The following is a 1,154-nucleotide window of genomic DNA, read 5'->3' as shown; positions in this document are numbered from 1 at the left end:
AACACCCGCAAGCCAGCCCCTACCCGCGGGGCCACTTCAAGCCGTCACCCCGGGGCCACTTCGAGTTGACACAGCCAACCAGCTGGCTTTTGTATGCGAGGGATGCAATGCGAAGTTGAAACGACGGACCCAAACGGGTACGAGCTAGTAGGTGGCCCGAGCGCACGGCTGCGGTAAACGCGAGCCGGCAAGCCATCGACCCAGGATGTGTTGCGCGAAAATGCCCGCCAGATAAGGCTGCAACGTCAGTCAAGCACTGAGTCTGGCAATGCGAATAATCCAGACCACCGGGCAATTCGCGACGCGGCGCAGGCGGTCCGCGCTGTGATCGATTACCTTCACCAGCAGAAAATCGATTATCGACAACAGGTTGAGTGCTGACCGGGTCGCAGGAGGATGGACGGTATATGCGCCGGTGAGTGTCACCGGGTCAGTGGACGCCACGATCTGCGACAGGGAGGTCGCCGCAGGTTACGCCGGTGCGCGCAGCCAGGTCATGATGTGGCTGTTCCTGTCGGTTTGCAGCAAGCCGGTTCCTACTTTCCGGATTTGCAGTTCGGCATCGGCGGGGGTTTGCCACAGGATCTGACAGGTATTTGCATCGGTGGCCTGATAGTGGAACGTGACATCTCCCGTTTCGGTCAGCACGACCGTGCCGTCTGAGGCGACATATGTACCGGCCGGGAAAGTGCCTCTGAGGTCCCAGTCCGTGCAGACGGGACCGGGTTGCCCCGTGAGTAAGTCGAATTGCTGCCACCGTCTTTCACTGGACCCACCCACGGTCACGAAAAGCTTGGTGCCGATGGTGCGCAGGTCCGGGGCGACCTCGGGCGCGGAGAACTGGCTGAGTCGTTTTCCGTCGGCGGTGTAGACCTGAAAAGTGCCATCAGCAGAGACGACCGGCATGGCAGGATTTCTCAGCAGCTTGATGAACGACGTGCCAAATGAGCGATCGGTGATGAACTTACCCTTGGCGTCATAAAACAACACTCCGGTCGCTCGGGTACCGGAATTCCGATAGGCGTAGGCGAAGCCCCCGTTGTACACCTCCGCCCTGTTCAGGGCCGTCCCCACCGGGGCAACGGGCGTTAAATCGGTGCCGTCGATGACCGAGAACACTCGGTCAGAATCGTCACCGCGCCCTGACGACACCG

The 1,154-nt window shown here is 60.6% G+C and carries 2 protein-coding genes; both read right to left on the bottom strand.

The window, feature by feature from the left end:
* Window positions 1-249: 249 nt before the first annotated feature.
* Window positions 250-426: a hypothetical protein gene (locus A5634_RS28225; protein WP_155769536.1), complete on the bottom strand. Its 177-nt coding sequence runs from the start codon at window positions 424-426 to the stop codon at window positions 250-252.
* 45 nt (window positions 427-471) lie between these two features.
* Window positions 472-1,119, bottom strand: coding sequence for a hypothetical protein (locus tag A5634_RS13510; RefSeq protein ID WP_155769535.1), 648 nt, complete (start codon window positions 1,117-1,119; stop codon window positions 472-474).
* Between the last annotated feature and the right edge of the window lie 35 nt (window positions 1,120-1,154).

The sequence above is a fragment of the Mycobacterium asiaticum genome, from assembly GCF_001673365.1.
Classification (GTDB): domain Bacteria; phylum Actinomycetota; class Actinomycetes; order Mycobacteriales; family Mycobacteriaceae; genus Mycobacterium; species Mycobacterium asiaticum_A.
The sequence above is the reverse complement of the archived record's forward strand: the minus strand, read 5'-3'. Positions and strand labels throughout refer to the sequence as shown.